Here is a 15,939-nt window from a genome sequence, read left to right on the forward strand (position 1 = left end):
TGCTGGATCTTTTATGCTGAACAAAATTATATCCTGTCAGCAATTCTCAAAACCTATTTATACAAACTTACGATGACGGCCGTTCATAGTATGGGTGTTAGCGAGTGTTTCAGAACGGATCTCTAAATTCTAAAACATCGCATACGATTTGATTGAGAAATATTTTTCTAAAACCTAATCCCATATTCTTGTAGAAGATAGTGTACTTTTTTAGAAAGAATCTTTCGATAACAAGGGAGAATGTCCAGCCGATCGGTTTCATAAATACGATCATTGCATAGGGTCCTGGTTTTTCAAGCCCATCAATAATGAAGAAAATACCAATAAGTAAGTTGACCAGAATATTCCAAAGTACGATAGGTTTATAAGCTATTAAAGATTTTTTGAAGAGTTTAACCGACATATTTAAATATATAGAAAAAACCTAAAATGCTTATAACCAAAAACGGACCGGCAATTGCCGGTCCGTTTTTGATTTGCTTGAGATAAGCAGTGTTATCCTAGATATGATTTTAGTATTTTACTTCTTGAAGTATGACGGAGGCGTTGAAGCGCTTTATCTTTAATTTGACGAACACGTTCGCGGGTTAAGTTAAATTTTTCTCCAATTTCCTCTAAAGATAGGGGATGGTTTGAGCCAAGTCCGAAGAATAATACAATAATTTCTCTTTCTCTTTCTGTTAAAGTAGACAGTGAACGTTTAATCTCTTCAGACAGTGATTCGTTAATTAACGAACTATCTGTATTTGGCTCATGGTTTTCCAATACATCTAACAATGTATTTTCTTCACCCTGAACAAAAGGAGCATCCATAGAAACGTGACGGCCGGAATTACTCAACGTATCTGAAATTTTATCAACGGTAGTTTCTAAAATTTCAGCTAATTCTTCAGGAGACGGCTCACGCTCATATTCCTGCTCTAACTTAGAAAACGCCTTACTGATTTTGCTTAATGAACCAACCTGGTTTAATGGTAAACGAACAATACGACTTTGTTCGGCAATTGCCTGCAAAATTGACTGACGAATCCACCAAACAGCGTATGAGATGAATTTGAAACCTTTCGTTTCATCAAAACGTTTAGCTGCTTTAATTAAACCTAAATTTCCTTCGTTAATTAAATCACCCAAGGTTAAACCTTGATTTTGGTATTGTTTGGCAACGGATACTACGAAACGTAAGTTGGTTTTAGTTAATCGCTCTAATGCAGCCTGATCGCCTTCACGAATCTTTCTTGCTAAAATTACCTCTTCCTCTGCTGTTATTAAATCTACTTTACCAATTTCATGTAAGTATTTATCGAGTGATTGACTTTCACGGTTGGTAATCGACTGCGTTATCTTGAGTTGTCTCATTTATACGTTTTGTGTGCTCTTTAATTATTGAAGTGTGCAAAGTTACGAAATTGTATGGCAATCCGAAAGGATAAAATACTGAAAATGTTGCTGTTTGCACGTGTTTTTTACACTTTTACTTATAACAAAAATCATTCCAATAATGTTTTTGTCTGCTGTTGCATTAATGAATTGATCGTTACTGAATGGTAATATATATTTATTGAATTACAATAAATATATATTGAATATTGATGAATATAAAATTTATTTAACTATTATTGCATCTTAAATTTGACGCTTAATAGATAACTTGACCATTCCTGTCAACATTTTAGGTTTCCGGCAGATGTCGGATTTAAAAAGCATCTTTAAAATTATAATGTTGATATAAACTTGAATGTTTTGTCTAACCAGGTAATAAAAAAAGTAAATCAAGTTTGCAATAGATATGAAATTCATATTAAATTTTAGTAATAGCATCACCGGTTCTTAATCAATCAGATACTAAATAACTCCATAACAGCATCTAATGAAAACACAACATCAGATTTTAATCATAAAAACAGGATATATCCTTACGCTGGCAAGCACATTATTATTTTCATTCAACGACGCCGCACGTGGTTTTGAAGAAGGTTATAACGAGGCGGGGAAGCCGGGCATGGAAAGCATTATGGATGGTTTATTATTACTATTAATTTGCTTTTTAACGTTGAGGGTGTTAATTTATCTTTACCGGTTCATCAACTCTGTACAGGATGGAAATGTGTTTAGTGAAGAAAATACCAGGCGGCTTAGCCGAATGGGTTTCTATTGTACAACCATTCCATTTTTGTTGTTTGCCTTTAACGCGATAACCTATCTACATCAATCCCGTGATAATGCTATTCAAATCAGCGATATTATTAAACACGTTGATTTTGAGATCTGGTTGCTTATTTTCGGACTAACGCTTCTTACTATTGCTTTTGTTTTTAAGAAAGGAATAGAACTTAAGCAAGAAAGCGAACTGACCATTAAAAACCTATTCATCAATGCCGATAATTATCAATTTAGATGTAATGCTTGCCCGTAGGAAAATGTCTTTAACCGAACTTAGTGATCGGGTTGGGATTACAATGTCTAATTTGTCGATTTTAAAAACCGGTAAGGCTAAAGCCGTTCGTTTAGAAACACTCGAGTCTATTTGCCGGGTATTGGAATGCCAGCCGGGAGACATATTGGAGTTTAGCATAGGTTGAGCAAAGCATAGTAACCGGAAGCACTTCTTTAATATATAAAAAAAAGAGTCCGATCATTAAAACGATGCGGACTCTTCTTATAGTAATTTAAAAAATTAATCTTGTTTTTGATTCAGAAAGACAAAGTTATGATCGAACATATCTAACTTAATTTTACTTTCTTTATCTATTTTTCCGGCAAGGATTTCCTTTGAGAGTTCATTCAGGATACGTTTTTGAATCACCCTTTTTAAAGGTCTTGCACCGAACTGAGGATCGTAACCGAGCTGTGCTAACCAATCTAAAGCTTCATCACTTGCTTCAATCTCAATGCCCATCTCCGCAAGGGTTTGTTTTACATTCCTAAATTGCAAAGCGACAATATTCCTGATTTCACTTCTGTTTAACGGCGTAAACATGATCAGCTCATCAATCCGGTTTAAAAACTCCGGGCGAATAGTTTGTTTCAATACTTCAAACAATTCATTTTTAGTTTTCGCAATCACTTCATCGCGGTTTTCATCGCTCAGGTCTTTAAAATTATCCTGAATCAGATGGGCGCCAATGTTAGAAGTCATAATGATGATGGTGTTTTTAAAATTCACCGTTCTGCCTTTATTGTCGGTTAAACGGCCATCGTCCAAAACCTGCAACAAAATATTAAACACATCAGGATGAGCTTTTTCAATCTCATCTAACAACACTACCGAATATGGTTTCCGCCTTACAGCTTCTGTTAATTGGCCACCTTCATCGTAACCCACATATCCCGGAGGCGCTCCAATTAGGCGGGAAACCGCATGTCGCTCCTGGTATTCACTCATGTCTATCCGGGTTAAAGCATTTTCATCGTTAAATAAAAATTCTGCCAATGCTTTCGCCAATTCCGTTTTACCCACACCTGTTGTACCCAAGAAAATGAACGAACCAATTGGTTTACGCTTATCTTGCAAACCTGCACGAGATCTTCTAATCGCATCAGAAATGGCTTCGATGGCTTCATCCTGTCCGGCAACACGTTGGTGTAACTCTTCTTCCAGGTTGAGCAGTTTCTCGCGTTCACTGGCAATCAGTTTGGTTACCGGAATACCTGTCCAGCGGCCAACCACGCCGGCAATATCATCAGCCGTAACTTCTTCTTTAAGCATGCGACTGTCTAATTGCTGATTTTCTAAATTGGCTTTCAGTTTTTCAACCTCATCTTGCGCTTCTTTAATTTTTCCGTAACGGATTTCGGCAACTTTACCATAATCTCCGGCACGTTCAGCTTGTTCAGCCTCTAACTTATAATGCTCAATCTGTTCCAGCTGATTATTTACAGCATCTACAAGGTCTTTTTCACCTTGCCATTTTGCTTTAAATTCATCACGCTCTGCGGATAAATTGGCTATTTCTTCAGATAATTCCTGAACCTTCCGGTCATCTTTTTCACGTTTGATGGCTTCGCGCTCAATTTCCAGCCGCATAATCTCGCGATCTAAAGCATCAACATTTTCCGGAACGCTGTCCATCTCCATCCGAAGTTTCGAGGTGGCTTCATCCATTAAATCGATCGCTTTATCTGGTAAGAAACGATCTGCAATATACCGCTGACTCATTTCCACAGCTGCAATAATCGCCTCATCTTTAATCCGCACTTTGTGGTGCGTTTCGTAGCGTTCTTTTAATCCGCGGAGGATAGAAATGGCATCCTGGGTATCGGGTTCTTCTACCATTACCTTTTGAAAACGACGTTCGAGTGCTTTATCTTTCTCTAAATATTTTTGATATTCATCTAAAGTAGTTGCACCAATCGCCCTCAATTCGCCACGGGCAAGGGCTGGTTTTAAAATATTTGCAGCATCCATCGCGCCTTCGCCACCGCCTGCACCAACCAGTGTGTGAATCTCATCGATAAAAAGCACAATGTCTCCATCACTTTGGGTAACCTCTTTTATAACTGCTTTTAATCGTTCTTCGAATTCGCCTTTGTATTTAGCGCCGGCAATTAAAGCACCCATATCCAATGAGAATACGGTTTTACTTTTTAAGTTTTCCGGAACATCACCTTTAATGATTCTGAAGGCAATCCCTTCAGCAATGGCAGTTTTACCTACCCCTGGTTCTCCGATTAAAATAGGATTGTTTTTCGTTCTGCGGGATAAAATTTGAATTACCCGACGAATCTCCTCATCGCGACCAATCACCGGATCAAGCTTTCCACTCTCCGCATATTCATTTAGGTTGCGGGCATATTTGCTCAAAGCCTGATAAGTGGCTTCGGCATTTTGATCAGTCACTCTGTTATCGCCACGTAATTCTACGATGGCTTTTTTCAGGTCTTTTTCATTTACACCCTGCTCTTTTAAAAGCTTGGAAGTACTATCGTTAACCGCTAAAACTCCTAATAAAAGGTGTTCTACCGATACAAATTCATCTTTAAATTCTTTCAAAAATGTTTGTGCCTTTTGCAATACGTTATTTGTATTTGATGACAAATAAACATTGCTTCCGCTTACTTTAGGGAATTTGGCAATCTCCGTATCCAGATTCTGGTTGAGGGAGTTAAGGTTTACATTTAATTTTTTTAAAACGTAGGAAACCACGTTTTCATCAACAGTTAGCAAACCTTTAAGCAGGTGTGCCGTTTCAATAGCCTGCTGCTGATTACCCTGAGCTATTTCAGAAGCTTGCTGAATCGCTTCCTGGGCTTTTATTGTATAATTGTTGAAGTTCATATTTTCCTTTGAATCAAAACGGATGCCATAGCCATTTTGATTTTTCAATCGGAAATTTTGTCTGTAATGAATTAAATTAAGCGAATAATTGACTGGTTTTTAGGGTTTTGTGCTGAATTTTTGTCGTGCTGAAGTTTGTTAAGTACCTTCGGTACTTAAAGGCATATTAAATGTTTTAGCCCGGGAAACACGGAACGCACAGAAGGTTTTGTCTAATAACCACCCCCATCCTGAGGACACTTCTCCAAAGGAGGGGAGTTGGGCGTTAAAATTACTATTTTATGTTACTTCCTTTATGCGATATGGCATATGTTCCTGCTGCTAATTCTATTTTACTATTGTAAGTTATTTTACCATTTACAAAAATATCCATATCGCGTATAAGTGGTAAATTAATTGTGGCACTGGAGTTTGGAGGTACAACAATATGATAGTTAACGCCAGTTGCTGTTTTTTTCCACGCACTCACAATTTTGCCGTATGGTCCGGTATGGCTGGCTTCAAAAGAATTTAATCCATCTACAATATGCGGGGTTAATTTAATGTGTTTAAAGCCAGGTTGACTTTCATCCGGCATGATGCCGCCCGGAGATTTATATAACCAGGCACCAATTTCTCCAAACATAATATGATTCATTGAAATGTCTGATTTAGCATCAATCGGCCAGTTTTCATATAGCGTAGTCGCGCCATTTTGCATCCACCAACCCCAGCTTGGATAAGTTTTTTGGGCTGCAATTTTATAAGCCACATCTGGATATCCATTTTCACTTAAGGCATTTAAGATGGCTTTTGTACCCAGCAATCCCACATCCAGATGAAATCCATCGGCTTCCACCTGTTTCGCTAAATTCTTTGCAACCAGCGATACTGATTCTTCCGGGACGATTTTCCAGTAAAGCGGTACACTCATAGCGGTTTGAATGCCTGATCCATAAATGCCCTTTTGCTGATCCAGATATTTATCATTAAAAGCCTTCTTTATCTTTTCTGCCAGGGCTGTGTATTTTTCAAAATCAGCTTTTTTGCCTAATATATTTGCCGCTTTCGCCAGGATAACCACATCTGCATAATAGTAGCAGGTAGAGGTTAGTTCTACCGGCGATTTTGATTTTACCGGAATCCAGTCACCTAATCCCCAGGTTGTTAATCCGGTGGGGTAGGTTTCGTCAATGTGGTTCACATATTTCCGAATGTTTTCGTAACAGTCGGCCAGTAATTTCTGATCGCCATAGAACAAATAAATATTCCATGGAATAATGGCGATTGTACTTGTCCAATCCGGACCATTTCCCCATTCATAACCCCAGCCATCAGTAGGAATAATGGATGGAAGTACACCATTTGGCTGTTGTTCATCACGGTGATCTGCCAGCCACTTTTCATAAATGGTAATTCCATCGAAACCATAGAGGCCAGTTTCAATCGCAATTTGTGCATCGCCCGTCCAGCCATTCTTTTCTCTTTGCGGGCAATCGGTAGGATAACCGAAAAGATTAGACAAGTAAGAATTATTAGTGGCATAATATATTTTATTAATAACCTCTTCGGATGATTTCACCTCACCGGCAACCGGCACATCGCTGTGCATGAAATAGCCTGACAGATCCTCTTTTTTGAGGTTGATAGGAGTTGAAGTGGTCACTTCCACGTACTGAAAGCCTTTATAATTAAAGTGCGGCATGAAACTCTGCCTGCCTTTTCCATTTAAAATTAAAATATCAGTTTGGAAGGGATCGGTGTTATCCGTAGGCCGATAATGTGCATCAATATTAGAAATGTCTAACCTTCCGTTTGGATATAAACGTTCCCCGTGTTTCAGCTTCACAATTGTTCCTGCCGGACCACTTATCGCTATTTTGCTCACACCAGAAATATTTCTTCCTAAATCGAAAAGGTAAGTGGTGTCATTAATTTTTTTCATCACCCTGGTTGGGATTTCTTCTACGTTACGAATAGGATGCATTGCCTGGGCAACAATGTTTTTCGATGGGGCGGAGCGATTTATGACTTCCTTCCAATCTTTATCATCGAAATTTGTAGTATTCCAACCGGTTTTTTCCATCCTGGCATCGTAATGTTCGGCAGTATAGATACTGTTAAAAACAATGGGACTTAAAGCCGTTTTCCAATCCTGGCCGGATTTGATCGTTTCCACCGTCCCGTCTTCGTAGGTTATCCTGAGATCCAGGCAGAAGGCCGGCCGGTTGCGCCATGGTGCCCGGTCGAAATCCCATACGGCAGTAGATTGATGGTTGTACCAACCATTTCCTAAAAGCACACCAATGGCATTTTTACCTTGATTAATTTCATTGGTAACATCGTAAGTAACATATAGCGTTCTCCTGTCGAAACGTGTATACATTGGATCCATCCGGTGATTGCCAATCTTTTTGCCGTTGATGGATAACTCATATAAACCGGCAGCAGCGACATACGCCCGGGCAGATTTCACTTTTTTAGATGTGCTAAATGTATTTCTGAAGTAGGGGGCAGGCTTAAGTTTTATATTTTCACTGTCGGATATCCACGTACCCTGCCAGTTAGCCATATTCATCATGCCCATTTCAAAACTTGCGATTTTGCCGAAAGTTTGCTGCTTTCCATTGGTCACATCCACTCGCCAGAAATATTTAGTAAAAGGTTTTAGTGATTGGCCGGAATAAATTACGAGATTACGATCTGATTTAACCCATCCGGTATTCCAGGTATTTGCTTTCTCTTTTGTAAGTATGGAGGAATCACTGTCAACTAAAATTCTATACCTCGTTTGCTTCGCGTCCTGACTGTCGTCATTCATTTGCCAGGTAAAGCGGGGTTGCGCATTATCCAGACCAATTGGTTGGGTAAGGTATTCTGTTTTTAAAGCTGTTAATGATTGTGCTTTTGCATTTGATAAGATGAAAAAAGAGGGGAGCAGTGTAAATAACTTGAAGAAATGAAATCTCATATTTATGGGCTTATTCGAAACTAAGTTATTAAATAATATGAGATAGATTAATACGGTCTGAAATTTCTTTGCATAAAAAAAGCGAAGAAAAATCTTCGCTATATCTTAATGATGCTGAAATTATTTAGTAGGAAGAATTGAAACTATCCCAGAATTTCCTGTAATCGCTCCGTTTGGTGATCAACTAACTTTTGTAGCGGCCCGGATGCGAGCATCTTCATCATCATATTTAAATCTGCAGAGATGATTAATTTTGCGATCGTTCCAGCGCCATTTTCGGCAACTGTCCATTTTAACTCAATTTCGAAAGGTGCTTTTTCAGTAGGTGTTGCCGTCAATTCCTGATTTTCAACACGGTTAGTGATCGCGATTGCTAATTTTGCCATGTTTTGGATGGTGAAACGGGCTTCATCTTCTGTCGATTCCCAATTGTATATGTTTTCTGGCATCAATCTTTGATGATTGTTCATATTGGAAAGAAAAGTATAAACCTCGGCAACGGGTTTATTCACTTCCACAGCGCTTTCAATAATTGTCATTGTATTTTTTTAAGTTTTTTAAATATTTGGTACGAGAAACAAGCGGCTTAGCTTGCTGTTTGGCCCCATTCTGATGGGTTTAAACGCCATTTGCTGAGTAACTCCATGTCGCTTTTTGCGATAATACTATGTTCTGCAGCATAATCGATTAATGCACCATAACTTGATAAAGTTAAGTAACGGCATTTTGCAGCAGTGAAGTTTTCATCTGCTTTTTCAAATCCGTAAGTGAATATTGCAGCTAAACCTGCTACTGATAAACCAGCTGATCTTAATGCTTCAACAGCCTGCAAGCTGCTTTTTCCTGTAGAAATTAAGTCTTCGATCACAACTACACGCTGTCCTTCTACCACTTCACCTTCGATTAAACTTCCGGTTCCATGTTCCTTAGCTTTTGCTCTTACATAAATAAAAGGAAGACCGAGTTCCTGAGCAACGAGTACTCCTTGTGGAATCCCGGCAGTAGCAACTCCAGCAATAACATCAACTGAACCAAACTCTTCCTGAATTGCCTGAGCAAGCTTTTGACGGATGTAAGTTCTAACCTGAGGATGGGAAAGGGTAATTCGGTTATCGCAATAAATTGGCGACTTCCAACCAGATGCCCAGGTAAAAGGATTATTAGGTTGTAATTTAATTGCCTTTATTTGTAATAAAAATTCCGCTACCTTTAATTCAATATCACTTTTATTATACATGGCCCAAAATTACAGAATTTATATTAACGATAACACTTTGTTTATCTCAGAAGTTTTACCAGAGCAGAAGGAAAAGATACAACAGCTTGAATTTCAAGATTTTGATCTGCAAACATTTTATAAAAAATTAAAGAATGGGTCGAAGAAAAGTTATCTTTTTTTGACTAAAAATCCGGAGGAAACGTTTAAGAAGCTTAAAAAGAATTGTGAGATCATTAAGGCTGCCGGAGGTTTAGTGGAGAGTGCAAATGGAAATTACCTTTTTATTTTTAGAAATAAGAAATGGGATTTGCCAAAAGGCAAGCTAGAGTTTGGTGAAAAAATGAAAGAAACCGCTGTTCGCGAAGTGGAAGAAGAATGTGGAATTAAAGTGTTGAAACGTGAAGATAAGCTTTGTAAAACGTATCATGTTTATCAGAATGGATCAAAAATGGTGATTAAAAAAACCAACTGGTACAAAATGACGGTTAAGGGCGAGCCAAAATTAGTTCCACAAAAGGAGGAAGGGATTGATGAGGCCGTTTGGCTGGATAAAAATCACCTTTTGCCTGTGGTTAAGAATACTTTTCCATCTATTATGGATGTGATGAGGGCTGGGGGGATATTGTAATGTTGGTTTTCTGATTTTACCTTCTTGCCAGTACTTTTATTATTTAATAGCTTACCAGAGCAGAACGGAGAAACAGCGGTTTGGCCTTGCTAAGTTCTTATAGCGATTGCTACTCCCCACTTTTTTAAGGAGGGGTGCCCGAAGGGCGGGGTGGTTAATTCACCCAACCTTTCTATCAGTGTCCGTCCTGACCATCTGTGGTTAAAAATGCGTTTCGCTTACAAGAACCCTAGCGCTTCTTTTGGTACAAATGGGCTTACATCGCCATTATTCCTTAATATATCTCTCACTATTGTAGAGCTTATTGCAGAATATTCTGGCTTACTTAAAAGAAGAATCGTTTCCACTTCTGGCATCATGGTTTGGTTGATCTGTGCAATGGCCCTTTCATATTCAAAATCTGATGCCGAGCGAATGCCACGAACCATGTAAGTTGCATTTATTTTCCGGCAAAAATCAACTGTCAAACCTTGATATGTCTGTATTTCTATGTTTTTATAATCAGCAAATACCGTTTCCAGAATTTGCAGCCTTTGCTCTGCTGTCAGAAAATTTTGCTTGGAGCTGTTCAATCCTATGCCGATTACAATTTTATCAAATAAGGGAGTGGCACGTTGCAAAATATTAACGTGTGCAATGGTGATCGGATCAAATGAGCCCGGAAATAGCGCTATTTTCATAACTCAAAGATAGATTTTTAAGCGGAAAGGAGAAAGAATGAAAGATTATGCAAAGATTAAAGTATAAAGCTTGGCACCGAGATAAATTACGCTACTTCAACATATTCAAAAAAACTAAAGGATGAATTTCCGTATTTTCTCGTTTCTGTATAACCTGGCTGATTATTTAACTTCATGTGACTTTGATGCTCCACAACGAGCAGTCCGTCTGGTTTAAGCAGTTGCCGTTCTTTTACCAAAATAGGCAATTGAGGAATGTTAGGCATGTTGTAAGGCGGATCAGCGAAAATGAGGTCATAAGTACCCGTCATTTGCGCCAGCATTTTAAAAACATCGCCTTTACGTACCTCAACTTGTTCAAACTCAAATTTTTGAGCAGTGTGTTTAACCCAGTTTACACAACCGTAATCTAAATCTACTGCCAAGACCTTTTCAACGTTTCGCGAAGCAAATTCGAAAGTCAGATTTCCGGTGCCACAAAATAAATCCAGAACTGAACAGCTTTCAAAATCGAATTTGTTATTTAAAATGTTAAAGAGTGCCTCTTTGGCCATATCTGTAGTGGGACGTACCGGCAAGTTCGCAGGTGGCTGCAAACGAATTCCCTTTAATCTGCCTCCAATTATTCGCATAAACGTAAAGCAAGTAGTCCGCTGAAATAGTGTGGAGGCATATCGGCCAATAACTCACTGTTTTGTTTTTCAGCAGGAAGAAAGAAATATAGGTTATTAAAATATTTTAACAAAGTGTTATAGTAATCATCATCCTCATTGATAATCCCCTGAAGATAAACAGGAATAGTATCTGTTAGTGCCAGCTGCTCCATAATTAATAACAAAAAGTAATTAAATTCTTCGGCATTTTCTGATTCAAAATGGTTTTGAAAATTGATCTTCTGATCCTTTATGAAAAGTACATTAAAAGAAGATGCCGTAAAATCAATCAATAAAGCATCCCCGGAGAGGCGATTGAATAATGCAATTAAAGGAGATGACTGAGGGTAGAATATGGTATTTTCAGGAAGCTTTTCTTTTACTTTTTCATTCAAGGAAAAAACGGTGCTAAAGCCGAGTTGATCGTGGGTTTTGGTATAAACTTTTCCATCAGATCCTAAAAAATTTGAGTAGACTGAAAGATCATTGGCATCAAACCATTCATGAGGAATGAAAATGAAATTTGAAGTATGCACGGCTGCTTTCACTGCTCCATATGGCTGTGATAAATAATGATCGGTTTCGAAGGCAGACTTTAAATCCTGATGCAAATCGGTGCAACCTTGTTTATCGAAAATTATTCTGATCTGCTCTGAGTGCTGATCAACCACTGCATAAGAGAAACTATCATTTGTTATTTTTAACAATAACTGGCAGTTCACTGATGCGTCAGCTTTAAAACCCGGGTCGATCAATAAGAGACTGTTATTACTCATTGAAGCAAAAATAGCGTTTTTTAAAGATTAACCGCAAAGGGTACAAAGTTTTTTCGCAAAGGACGCTAAGTTGCAAGCATATTTGATAATTTACAATGAAAACATGCACTTAGATTTTGCCAGGGAAACACGGATTGATATAAACGGATTGACATGAATAGCGTTTATAGGTTAAGTGTTTCAATGTGATCAGAATTTTTAGGTTTTGCCACTAAAACACAGACTGAGGATTATAGTTGAGTTCTCTTCTTTTTCTGGCCTTTAGTGTTTCGGTGGCAAATTGTTAACTGTTAGTAACCTATTAAGTGTCTTTTTCTGTGCCTTTAGTGTTTCGGTGGCAAATTGTTAACTGTTAGTAACCTATTAAGTGTCTTTTTCTGTGCCTTTAGTGTTTCGGTGGCAAATTGTTAACTGTTAGTAGCCTATTAAGTGTCTTTTTCCGTACCCTTAGTGTTTCGGTGGCAAATTGTTAACTTTTAGTAATCTATTAAGTGTCTTTTTTCTGGCCTTTAGTGTTGCGGTGGCAAATTGTTAACTTTTAGTAACCTATTAAGTGTCTTTTTCCGTGCCTTTAGTGTTTCCGTGGCAAACCATTAGCTTTTCAATAACTTTTTTCGCTGTTACTATAACTAAATCTTTTTACCAAAATCAAACCTTTCGCTTATCTGAAAATTGAAATATTCAGCTTAAATTCGGAACATGAGTTACAAGCCTACTTATGGAGCAGCAAAAACAGTTGCAACGAAAATAGAACAACATTTTATTAAGCTTCATTCGAATGCCGCAGCGCAAGGCGAGGTAGATTTGGCTACGCAGCCAGGTAAGAATACTATTGAAGCATTGATAGATGTTGCTTTTTGGAGTAGCTTGCGTAAAGAAGAAGGACATTCACCTCGGATTTCAATCGCTTTTTTGCCGCCATCACAAACTTCAAAACCATTAAAGTTTGCGAAGCCCTTACCTTTAAATGCAAATACGCTGACTAAAATAGCCCCAGGCATAGAACGTTCTGGCATTCACCTTGGCGTATGGGAAGAAAACGGTGAACTTTATATCTGGGGAACTACCTTAAACATTCCAAATTTTTGTTTTGTAGTTGATGTTTCAGAACCCGGCTTAATTGTGATTAAACACCGCCGGATTTACGGCATCGGCAAATATACTAATGTAGCCGTTTTAAAGGGCGAACAAATCAGAATTGTAGATGATACTTCTTGTTTAAACCGCGATTGTCCGCCGATTTTGAAAGCATTATTGGATTTAACTGTGCTTGCCAGCTGGAACGATCCGATTAATATCCTCATTCAGTTTTCAGTTTCCATGCGTGGCCACGGGCGGGGAGGAGCACTACTTATTGTACCTAAAGAAAATACCAAATGGGAGGAATCTATCATTCGCCCTATCCAATATTTAATTGAACCGCCCTTTAGCGGCTTATCAAATTTAGCCAAACAAAGCGGCAACCAGACAGAAATTTTTTCGCAAGGTGCGCTGCGACGTGAAGTTGAGCATTTAGCAGGTTTAACAGCTGTTGATGGCGCTACTATCATTAACGATCAGTTTGATTTAATTGCCTTCGGTGCAAAAATAGGACGGGCGAAAGGCAAGCCAACTGTAGAACAAATTGCATTTTCTGAACCCATAGTAGGTGGCGAAGATAAGTTGTTATATCCCGGACAGTTAGGCGGTACCCGGCATTTTTCTGTTGCCCAATTCGTTAATGATCAGCCCGAGGCTATCGGTTTGGTGGCCTCTCAGGATGGTCATTTTACAATTTTCAGCTGGAGTAAACAACAAAAAATGGTGATGGCACATCGAATTGAAACGTTACTTTTGTAATGGTAAGGATGTGATTTGAGTGTAAGAAATACATTTGATTGTGCTTAGAGTAGTTTTGCCATTTGCAAAAACATCATTTTTAGCACTTTAATAAACAACCTATCCTTATTTTAGAAGTAATTAATGCTTGTCAATAATAATCTTTTGCTTGCTCAAAATCAGTGCGAAATATAAACCAGTAATGGAAAATCTTTGTTGTAAAGTTGACCAATTGATCAACACGAAAATATACTTTAATGTTAGCAGATAAAAGTCAACTGATTGCACAAGCTTATGAGCACACCCCAACTAAAGAGCAATTGCTTTTTTGTGAACGAATGTCGAAGTTTTTGCAGGAAGATGATGAATACCGTTGTTTTGTACTGAAAGGTTATGCCGGAACGGGTAAGACGACGTCAGTTGCAGCTTTGGTAAAGGTTTTAGCAAAATTTAACCTGAAAAGCGAGTTGCTGGCACCCACTGGTCGCGCGGCAAAAGTAATGAGCCAATATTCGAATCAGAAAGCGTTGACGATTCATAAGCGAATTTATCGGAAGCGCTCGGCTGCATCACCGGAAATGCAATTTCAAATTGCACCAAATCTTTCCGAAAATACACTCTTTATTATCGATGAAGCATCGATGATTGCTGATGAATTTAATGAAACCGGTTCTTCCATTTTGCGCGATTTGCTGGAGTTCGTTTACAATTCCAAAAACTGCTTCCTCCTTTTTGTAGGCGATACGGCCCAGCTTCCACCCGTAGGAAGTTTGGAAAGCCCGGCGCTGAACGAACAATACTTAAAGGATAAATTTGCATTAACGATCACCTCCGTAGAGTTAAAAGAGGTCGTTCGCCAGGAAAAAAAATCGGGTATTTTAGCTAATGCCACAATGTTGAGGAATCAAATTGCAAAAAATCCCGAAAATCCGCTTCCTAAATTTCTCACCAAAAATTACAAGGATATTTATAACATGGCCGGTGCCAAGCTGGTAGAGGGCCTTGAATATGCTTATAGGAAATTTGGCATGGAGAATACTTTGGTGATTTGCCGGTCGAATAAATCTGCAAATATTTACAATCAGCAAATCAGGGCAAGGCTATTATACCGCGAAGAGGAATTAACTGGTGGAGATCAGATTATGGTGGTGCGCAATAACTATTTTTGGTTGCCTGAAAATGAAGAGACTGCGTTTATTGCTAACGGCGATATGGCTAAAGTAATTCGTGTGAGGGGCGAAGAGGAACGTTATGGTTTTCGCTTTGCTGATGCTACTTTAGAATTTATGGATTTTCCTGCTGCGGGACAGATCAGCTGCAAGGTAATGCTGGATACGCTAAATCTAGAATCTGCAAACTTACCTTATGAGCAAAACAAGAAGCTTTTTGATGGCCTGAACGAAGATTATGCACACATCGCAAATAAACGTCAGCGGATGCTGGCCATCAAAGCCGATCCATTTTATAATGCTTTACAGATCAAATTTGCCTACGCGGTAACCTGCCATAAAGCCCAGGGCGGACAATGGGATGCAGTTTTTGCTGATCAGGGTTACCTTACAGAAGAAATGATCGACCTTGATTTTCTTCGCTGGTTATATACTGCGGTTACAAGGGCAAAGAAAGAACTGTATTTGGTCAACTTTGCACAGCAACTTTTCGCTAAAACAGCGCAGGAAGAGTATTTTTAGCAGGACTTTATTGTCCGATTGGATTTCTATGCAAGCTATTGCCAGATAACAGGGCGCAGTTTCTTCTATGGTTAAAAAGTCTTAGCATTTATATTTTACCGTTTAAGTCATATCGGGGCATTCAAGCTCATAGCGCCTAAAAATATCGATCTGCCCATACAACTGAGCTTAGTAAATTAGTGCCTAAATTATCTGCTGTGTTTAGGGAGTTAAGATAATTTCAGTGCCTGGGAAACGAAATTAATCTGT

The 15,939-nt window shown here is 38.6% G+C and carries 14 protein-coding genes; 5 read left to right on the forward strand and 9 right to left on the reverse strand.

Features of this window, described 5'->3' with window-relative positions; all coding sequences use genetic code 11:
- Window positions 1-109 precede the first annotated feature (109 nt).
- Together GJU39_RS18420 and GJU39_RS18425 are read right to left on the reverse strand one after the other, a co-directional pair.
- Entirely contained in the window at window positions 110-403 is a 294-nt protein-coding gene (locus GJU39_RS18420) for a hypothetical protein (RefSeq protein ID WP_154282471.1), read from the reverse strand.
- A gap of 92 nt (window positions 404-495) precedes the next feature.
- Window positions 496-1,356 carry a sigma-70 family RNA polymerase sigma factor gene (locus tag GJU39_RS18425; protein WP_116251301.1) on the reverse strand — a complete coding sequence of 287 codons (861 nt, stop codon included), beginning with the start codon at window positions 1,354-1,356 and terminating at the stop codon, window positions 496-498.
- A gap of 511 nt (window positions 1,357-1,867) precedes the next feature.
- On the opposite strand from GJU39_RS18425, the gene GJU39_RS18430 reads away from it, so the two are divergent.
- Window positions 1,868-2,413 (forward strand): DUF2975 domain-containing protein, encoded by a 546-nt coding sequence (locus GJU39_RS18430; protein WP_154282472.1) that lies wholly within the window; start codon window positions 1,868-1,870, stop codon window positions 2,411-2,413.
- Window positions 2,414-2,417: 4 nt separating this feature from the next.
- Window positions 2,418-2,579 (forward strand): helix-turn-helix domain-containing protein, encoded by a 162-nt coding sequence (locus GJU39_RS18435; protein ID WP_456238480.1) that lies wholly within the window; start codon window positions 2,418-2,420, stop codon window positions 2,577-2,579.
- A gap of 95 nt (window positions 2,580-2,674) precedes the next feature.
- Here GJU39_RS18435 and clpB read toward each other — a convergent pair whose 3' ends face one another.
- From clpB to pyrE, 4 genes are all read right to left on the reverse strand, one after another.
- Window positions 2,675-5,275 (reverse strand): ATP-dependent chaperone ClpB, encoded by a 2,601-nt coding sequence (gene clpB / locus GJU39_RS18440; protein ID WP_154282506.1) that lies wholly within the window; start codon window positions 5,273-5,275, stop codon window positions 2,675-2,677.
- A 274-nt stretch (window positions 5,276-5,549) separates the two neighbouring features.
- Window positions 5,550-8,225, reverse strand: coding sequence for an alpha-L-rhamnosidase (locus tag GJU39_RS18445; RefSeq protein ID WP_154282474.1), 2,676 nt, complete (start codon window positions 8,223-8,225; stop codon window positions 5,550-5,552).
- Between the two features lie 143 nt (window positions 8,226-8,368).
- Complete coding sequence (locus GJU39_RS18450) at window positions 8,369-8,764, reverse strand: SRPBCC family protein (RefSeq protein WP_154282475.1); 396 nt, start codon at window positions 8,762-8,764, stop codon at window positions 8,369-8,371.
- Window positions 8,765-8,811: 47 nt separating this feature from the next.
- Complete coding sequence (gene pyrE, locus GJU39_RS18455) at window positions 8,812-9,462, reverse strand: orotate phosphoribosyltransferase (protein WP_154282476.1); 651 nt, start codon at window positions 9,460-9,462, stop codon at window positions 8,812-8,814.
- Between pyrE and GJU39_RS18460 the strand changes: the two genes are divergently transcribed.
- On the forward strand, window positions 9,461-10,072 hold the full coding sequence (locus GJU39_RS18460; RefSeq protein ID WP_154282477.1) for an NUDIX hydrolase: 612 nt from the start codon (window positions 9,461-9,463) through the stop codon (window positions 10,070-10,072). The genes pyrE and GJU39_RS18460 overlap by 2 nt on opposite strands.
- Window positions 10,073-10,290: 218 nt before the next feature.
- Here the strand turns inward: GJU39_RS18460 and coaD are convergent, their stop codons facing one another.
- The 3 genes from coaD to GJU39_RS18475 all read right to left on the reverse strand — a co-directional run bounded on the left by coaD (window position 10,291) and on the right by GJU39_RS18475 (window position 12,181).
- A complete protein-coding gene (gene coaD, locus GJU39_RS18465) occupies window positions 10,291-10,752 on the reverse strand; it encodes a pantetheine-phosphate adenylyltransferase (protein ID WP_154282478.1) in 462 nt (153 codons plus the stop codon).
- A gap of 86 nt (window positions 10,753-10,838) precedes the next feature.
- Window positions 10,839-11,384 (reverse strand): 16S rRNA (guanine(966)-N(2))-methyltransferase RsmD, encoded by a 546-nt coding sequence (gene rsmD / locus GJU39_RS18470; protein ID WP_154282479.1) that lies wholly within the window; start codon window positions 11,382-11,384, stop codon window positions 10,839-10,841.
- Complete coding sequence (locus GJU39_RS18475) at window positions 11,375-12,181, reverse strand: DUF3822 family protein (RefSeq protein ID WP_154282480.1); 807 nt, start codon at window positions 12,179-12,181, stop codon at window positions 11,375-11,377. Before GJU39_RS18475 ends, rsmD begins: the two co-directional genes overlap by 10 nt.
- 699 nt (window positions 12,182-12,880) lie before the next feature.
- Between GJU39_RS18475 and GJU39_RS18480 the strand changes: the two genes are divergently transcribed.
- Both GJU39_RS18480 and GJU39_RS18485 read left to right on the forward strand, forming a co-directional pair.
- Window positions 12,881-14,020: a putative sensor domain DACNV-containing protein gene (locus tag GJU39_RS18480; RefSeq protein WP_154282481.1), complete on the forward strand. Its 1,140-nt coding sequence runs from the start codon at window positions 12,881-12,883 to the stop codon at window positions 14,018-14,020.
- Between the two features lie 236 nt (window positions 14,021-14,256).
- Window positions 14,257-15,690: an ATP-dependent DNA helicase gene (locus GJU39_RS18485; RefSeq protein WP_154282482.1), complete on the forward strand. Its 1,434-nt coding sequence runs from the start codon at window positions 14,257-14,259 to the stop codon at window positions 15,688-15,690.
- Window positions 15,691-15,939: the final 249 nt, after the last annotated feature.

The sequence above is a fragment of the Pedobacter petrophilus genome (assembly GCF_009674725.1).
In the GTDB taxonomy this organism is placed as follows: domain Bacteria; phylum Bacteroidota; class Bacteroidia; order Sphingobacteriales; family Sphingobacteriaceae; genus Pedobacter; species Pedobacter petrophilus.

What these genes read in the sequence shown, in the direction of transcription:
- GJU39_RS18420 (WP_154282471.1), bottom strand. Translation starts at nt 403, where the DNA reads ATGTCGGTTAAACTCTTCAAAAAATCTTTAATAGCTTATAAACCTATC.
- GJU39_RS18425 (WP_116251301.1), bottom strand. Translation starts at nt 1,356, where the DNA reads ATGAGACAACTCAAGATAACGCAGTCGATTACCAACCGTGAAAGTCAA.
- GJU39_RS18430 (WP_154282472.1), top strand. Translation starts at nt 1,868, where the DNA reads ATGAAAACACAACATCAGATTTTAATCATAAAAACAGGATATATCCTT.
- GJU39_RS18435 (WP_456238480.1), top strand. Translation starts at nt 2,418, where the DNA reads ATGTCTTTAACCGAACTTAGTGATCGGGTTGGGATTACAATGTCTAAT.
- clpB (WP_154282506.1), bottom strand. Translation starts at nt 5,275, where the DNA reads ATGAACTTCAACAATTATACAATAAAAGCCCAGGAAGCGATTCAGCAA.
- GJU39_RS18445 (WP_154282474.1), bottom strand. Translation starts at nt 8,225, where the DNA reads ATGAGATTTCATTTCTTCAAGTTATTTACACTGCTCCCCTCTTTTTTC.
- GJU39_RS18450 (WP_154282475.1), bottom strand. Translation starts at nt 8,764, where the DNA reads ATGACAATTATTGAAAGCGCTGTGGAAGTGAATAAACCCGTTGCCGAG.
- GJU39_RS18460 (WP_154282477.1), top strand. Translation starts at nt 9,461, where the DNA reads ATGGCCCAAAATTACAGAATTTATATTAACGATAACACTTTGTTTATC.
- pyrE (WP_154282476.1), bottom strand. Translation starts at nt 9,462, where the DNA reads ATGTATAATAAAAGTGATATTGAATTAAAGGTAGCGGAATTTTTATTA.
- coaD (WP_154282478.1), bottom strand. Translation starts at nt 10,752, where the DNA reads ATGAAAATAGCGCTATTTCCGGGCTCATTTGATCCGATCACCATTGCA.
- rsmD (WP_154282479.1), bottom strand. Translation starts at nt 11,384, where the DNA reads ATGCGAATAATTGGAGGCAGATTAAAGGGAATTCGTTTGCAGCCACCT.
- GJU39_RS18475 (WP_154282480.1), bottom strand. Translation starts at nt 12,181, where the DNA reads ATGAGTAATAACAGTCTCTTATTGATCGACCCGGGTTTTAAAGCTGAC.
- GJU39_RS18480 (WP_154282481.1), top strand. Translation starts at nt 12,881, where the DNA reads ATGAGTTACAAGCCTACTTATGGAGCAGCAAAAACAGTTGCAACGAAA.
- GJU39_RS18485 (WP_154282482.1), top strand. Translation starts at nt 14,257, where the DNA reads ATGTTAGCAGATAAAAGTCAACTGATTGCACAAGCTTATGAGCACACC.